This window comes from Paenibacillus sp. P22 (assembly GCF_000469945.2).
Classification (GTDB): Bacteria; Bacillota; Bacilli; order Paenibacillales; family Paenibacillaceae; genus Paenibacillus_O; species Paenibacillus_O humicus.
Genome location: NZ_CBRA020000252.1, coordinates 1 through 4628, shown reverse-complemented (window position 1 = coordinate 4628; position 4628 = coordinate 1). Strand labels below are relative to the sequence as shown.

Below are 4628 nucleotides of genomic sequence, written 5' to 3'. Positions count from 1 at the left end.
GGTCGTCGAAGCCGATGACGGACATCCCCTCCGGCACGGCCAGCCCCTGCTCCCGCAGCGCCCGGATGGCGCCGAAGGCTACGCTGTCATTGGCCGCGATCAAGGCGGTAGGCAGCGGTCCGCCCGCCTGGAGCAGATGCTGAGCAGCCGCATATCCGCCGCTTTCGCTGAAGCTTCCGGGCAGCACCCACTCGGGACGGACGGTCAGCCCTTTCTTCCGCATGGCTTTCAGATAGCCTTCGTATTTCTGCGGACCGGACAGCCGGTTCATATCGCCGTTGATGAGAGCGATATTCCGGTGGCCGAGCTTCTGCAAATACGAGACCGCTTGTTCCATGCCGAGCGCGTTGTTGAACTCCGCCGTCAGCCGGCCCGGCTGCTGCCGGCCGTCCTGCACCTGATCCACGATTCCGATCGTGAAGCCCTCCGCCGCCAGCTCGTCCAGGAATGGCTCCCGAATCGCCGCTCCGATGAAGATGCCGCCGTCGATCCGGCGCTGAAAGAATATTTCCTTGACCCTGCGGAGCGTGACCGTATCGGCGGGATCCCGGATAATATGGGTCAGCACGAAGTACCCGAGGGACGAAGCATGCTCGATGACGCTCACGATGAGCATATTGGTCAGCGTGTCGCTCGCGACCGTGCCGGGCTCGATCAGGAACAGCCCGATCGTGCGGGAGCTCTTGCCGGCCAGCATCTGGGCGGAAGCGTTCGGGAAATAGTTATGCTCCCGAATGACCTCCATGACCTTCTCCCGCGTATGGGCGGGGACGTTGGAGTAATTGTTGATGACCCTGCTCACGGTACTGCGGGACACCCCGGCCAGCCGCGCGATTTCCACGCTGTTGATATCGGTCTTTTTCATCCGGCTGTCAGCTCCCTTCAGCATGAACACGCGTTTACACCTATCACTATACGCAGGATGGAAAGCGCTGTCAACTTCGGGAACAGAGCAAATAAAGAAGATTGATCATAATCAAAATCCGTATGAACACGCGTTCACACTTTGGTATACTGAAGGATGAAAACGCTAGCACTAGTGCTCGGAAAACGATGACGGCCGGAATGTCAGACCGACTCGACAAACGATACAAGCAAAGGAAGGGATCGCGAATGAGATTAGGCGGACAAGTGTTTCTGGAGCAGATGAACCCGGAGAGCTGGTCGGAGGCGATGGCGGAAGCGGGATTCCGAGCCGCCCCCTGCCCGGTGGACGGCAAAGACCTTGCCGAGGTAGACGATTATGTGAAGGCTGCGGGCAGGCGCGACATTCTCATCTCCGAGGTGGGCGCCTGGAGCAATCCGATCAGCCGGGATGAGGAGACGCGGAGCCGGGCGGTCGCTTATTGCATCGAGCGGCTGAAGCTTGCGGAGCATATCGGCGCGGGCTGCTGCGTCAACATCGCCGGATCGCGCGGCGCGCAATGGGACGGCCCCGATCCGGACAACTTCAGCAGCGAGACGTTCGAGCTGATCGTCGAGACGACCCGCCGCATCATCGACGCCGTGAAGCCGGAGCGGACCGTATTCGCCCTGGAGATGATGCCCTGGGTATTCCCGGACTCCGCGGATTCCTATCTCGATCTGATCCGGGCGATCGACCGCCCCGGATTCGGCGTGCATTTCGATCCGGTCAACATCATTTCCAGCCCTCGCGCCTATTACCGGAACGGGGAGCTGATCGAGGACTTCTTCCGCAAGCTGGGACCTCATATCCGCAATTGCCATGCCAAGGATATCCGGCTCGGCAGCAAGCTGACCGTGCATCTGGACGAGGTCATCCCGGGCACGGGAGCACTGGACTACCGGATCTTCCTGACGGAGCTGAACAAGCTTCATCCCGATACGACGCTGATCATCGAGCATCTGTCGACCAACGAGGATTATCGGCAGGCAGCCGCCTATATCCGCGGCGTGGCCGCGGAGCTCGGGATCCGGCTCTGAGCAGCGCGAAAAAAACCCGCCCCGTTCGATGGGGCGGGTTTTTGACGTATCTGGACGGCCATCGCATTGCAGCCGATCAGCCGTTTTTCATCGCGTCGGGATATACGACCGTGTTGAACACTTCGCCCGATGCCTGGTCCTGAATATGGACGGTGACCTTCGTCTTGTCCGCAGCCGTTCCGCTGTACACTTGATAAAGCATGGACGGCAAAGCGACGCCAAGAGCGGCGAATGCGTCGAAGCTCCCTTCGTAGGCGGCCTTGTCCACGACGAGCGTGTACTCCGTGAAGGAATCGTTATGCTCGATATCCTTGACCGAGGCGAAGTCCTTGCCGCTCTTCAGCTCCTCGATGCCCTCCAGCAGGTTGTCCTTCATGCTGCCGATCATCTTGCCGTAAACATCCTTGGTCATTTTGTAGGTCACGGAGCCGTCTTCGTTCTTTGTCGCTTCCTTGACGCCGTCTTCCTTCGCCTTCGCGATGACGGCGTCCAGATCCTGCCCCTCCAGCATGGAGGCCGGAATCGTGATTTCATTATGGAAAAGTCCCTTGTCGACCTCGACCTTGCCTGCGTCCTTCCCGGCATCGCCGTCCGCAGCCGGTGTCACCGAAGCCGCCGGCGCGGATGCTTGCGGCCCAGTGGACGCGGCCGGATCATTTTTGCCGCCGCAGGCGGAGAGCGTCAAGCTAAGCGCAACCACGGCGCCGATGAAGAGTTGTTTGTTCATGCTTTCTTTTTACCCCCTGAGTTCGAGCTTCTTCTGGAAAGGATTGAAATTCCTTCCTCCTTCCACTTATCGGCTGGCCGAGAGCAAAAGAATAGAGACCGCCCTGAAAAGGACGGTCTCTGCTGCCGTTATTCAAATCGGTACGTCCAGAACCTCTCCGTGCCGAAGCGTTCCCGGACTTCGCGGGACGGCTTCTTGTCATCCAGCCCCGGAACCTGGAACTGGGAGCGATGCGCCTGAATGGAGCCGATCTTCTGCTTCAAATAGTCGCCCACATCGAATTGGGTGTCCGGCATGCCGATGGCCAGCTGATGATCTCTCGCGAAAGCCATGCAGTACACGACGGGCCGATCCTTCTCCGGAAGGCCTCCGATGACGCGCACTACGGCTGCGCCGGTCGCGTCGTGATCCGGATGCACGCTGTAGCCCGGGTAGAAGGTGAATACGATATCCGGCTTCAGCTCCTCCAGAATGGCGCCGATGCTGCCGTCCAGCAGCTCCCGCTCCTCGAACTCGATCGTCTTGTCGTGGAAGCCGAGCAGGCGCAGATCCTGGATGCCGATAATGCGGCACGAAGCCTCCAGCTCCAGCTTGCGCACCTGAGGCAGCGTAACCCGGTTCGCAAATGGCGGAATGCCCATTGTACGCGCCATTTCACCGAGCGTCAGGCAGGCGTAGGTGACCTCGGCGCCTTCCCGGATCATTTTGGCCAGCGTGCCCGACAGACCGAAGCATTCGTCATCGGGGTGAGGGAGCACGACTAGTATACGTTTGTTCATACCGGACTCTCCTTTCTCCGCCGTCATCAGAACGGCTCCCGGCTCAGCTGCAGCGCCACGACCAGCTTGCCCGCGCTGTCATGGCCGGCCATGATCAGCCGCTCCGGCTCGGTCTCTTCGTAATGGGTCAGTCCTTCGGAGTACACCCATCCCCGCTCCATCTTCAGGCCGACCCGGAAGGGCCCGACACCCGAAATCGAGCCCTGCGAATATTGAATGGAGGCATTGCTGATGAAGGTCGCCGCCGGGTGTTTCGAGCTATCGTTATGGGACGCGTAAGCGCCCGTCGTCATTTCAAGGTGAAGATAAATGTCCTGATCCTTCAACTGGTCGATGCGGCGCTGAACTTCAAGCGCGTTGATGAGCTGCATCCTGGTCCCTCCTTATTCCTAATCAAGCTGGCGTCCCGCTAGGAGGCAGGACGGCCAAGGTCTGCTGTTCATTGTTCTGTAGAAAGAAAGATACGCCCATCCAGAGGAAAATGCAAGTAATCTCCTTGGATTATCCGTATTTATATGAATGCTATTCCGAAAGCGTCCATCTTTGGCATCCCTTCGTCCCCTCTATGGAAACTAGATCCTGCCAGCTCCGCTGCCGCCGCCGTTCACGACGACCGATTTCATGAGTCCTCCGGACGCCTCGAACACCTGGCCGAATCGCTGCGGAATGTCTTCCAGGCCAAATCGATGCGTCACGATTCGGATCGGGTCGATCTCGCCGCGCACCATCAGCTTCTGCACTTCCTCGCCGTCCGTCATGCCGGAATACAGCGAGCCGACGATCGTATAATGCCTGTGGATAAGGTCGCTGGAATCAAACGTTACCCGCGCATGCTCGCCTATCGCCACGATCGTGCCGCGCATGGCGAGCGCCCGGAAAGCAAGCTCATAGCTGGAGCTTCTGCCCGAGCATTCCACGACATAGTCGAGCCCATGGCCCCCGGTAAAGTCCCGCAGCTCCGCATCCAGGCCGTGATCGCCGGCGGCCGGATCAAGAGCGAGCTCGGCGATGTTGATGAAGCGTTATGCATCCAGTAGTTGGCGAGCGGCTTGCCGCTCAGCGTCTCGGACTGGGCGCATTCGCACTCATGATGCGGGAACTGCAGGTCGTTGCCTCCGCCATGGATGTCGAGGGTATCGCCCAGATGCCGCTTCGCCATCGCAGAGCATTCGATATGC

The 4628-nt window shown here is 59.5% G+C and carries 6 protein-coding genes and 1 pseudogene; 1 reads left to right on the top strand and 6 read right to left on the bottom strand.

The genetic code is table 11. The annotated features are described in order from the left end of the window. Window positions 1–865: LacI family DNA-binding transcriptional regulator (locus tag BN871_RS24870; RefSeq protein WP_048749724.1), on the bottom strand; the 865-nt coding region annotated here is incomplete at its 3' end. 248 nt (window positions 866–1113) lie between these two features. Between BN871_RS24870 and BN871_RS24865 the strand changes: the two genes are divergently transcribed. Continuing rightward, window positions 1114–1944, top strand: coding sequence for a sugar phosphate isomerase/epimerase (locus tag BN871_RS24865; protein ID WP_048749718.1), 831 nt, complete (start codon window positions 1114–1116; stop codon window positions 1942–1944). 76 nt (window positions 1945–2020) lie between these two features. On the opposite strand, the gene BN871_RS24860 is transcribed toward BN871_RS24865, so the two are convergent. From BN871_RS24860 to BN871_RS27230, 5 genes and pseudogenes are all read right to left on the bottom strand, one after another. Further along, complete coding sequence (locus BN871_RS24860) at window positions 2021–2671, bottom strand: hypothetical protein (RefSeq protein ID WP_021882084.1); 651 nt, start codon at window positions 2669–2671, stop codon at window positions 2021–2023. A gap of 128 nt (window positions 2672–2799) precedes the next feature. After that, a complete protein-coding gene (gene bshB2 / locus BN871_RS24855; protein WP_048749720.1) occupies window positions 2800–3450 on the bottom strand; it encodes a bacillithiol biosynthesis deacetylase BshB2 in 651 nt (216 codons plus the stop codon). Window positions 3451–3476: 26 nt separating this feature from the next. Then, a complete protein-coding gene (locus tag BN871_RS24850; protein WP_021882082.1) occupies window positions 3477–3821 on the bottom strand; it encodes a YojF family protein in 345 nt (114 codons plus the stop codon). A 201-nt stretch (window positions 3822–4022) separates the two neighbouring features. After that, window positions 4023–4406, bottom strand: a complete 384-nt coding sequence (locus BN871_RS24845; protein ID WP_232313335.1) for a zinc-binding dehydrogenase — start codon at window positions 4404–4406, stop codon at window positions 4023–4025. Between the two features lie 65 nt (window positions 4407–4471). Then, window positions 4472–4628 (bottom strand): annotated as a pseudogene (locus BN871_RS27230) (cysteine--tRNA ligase); the annotation flags it as partial.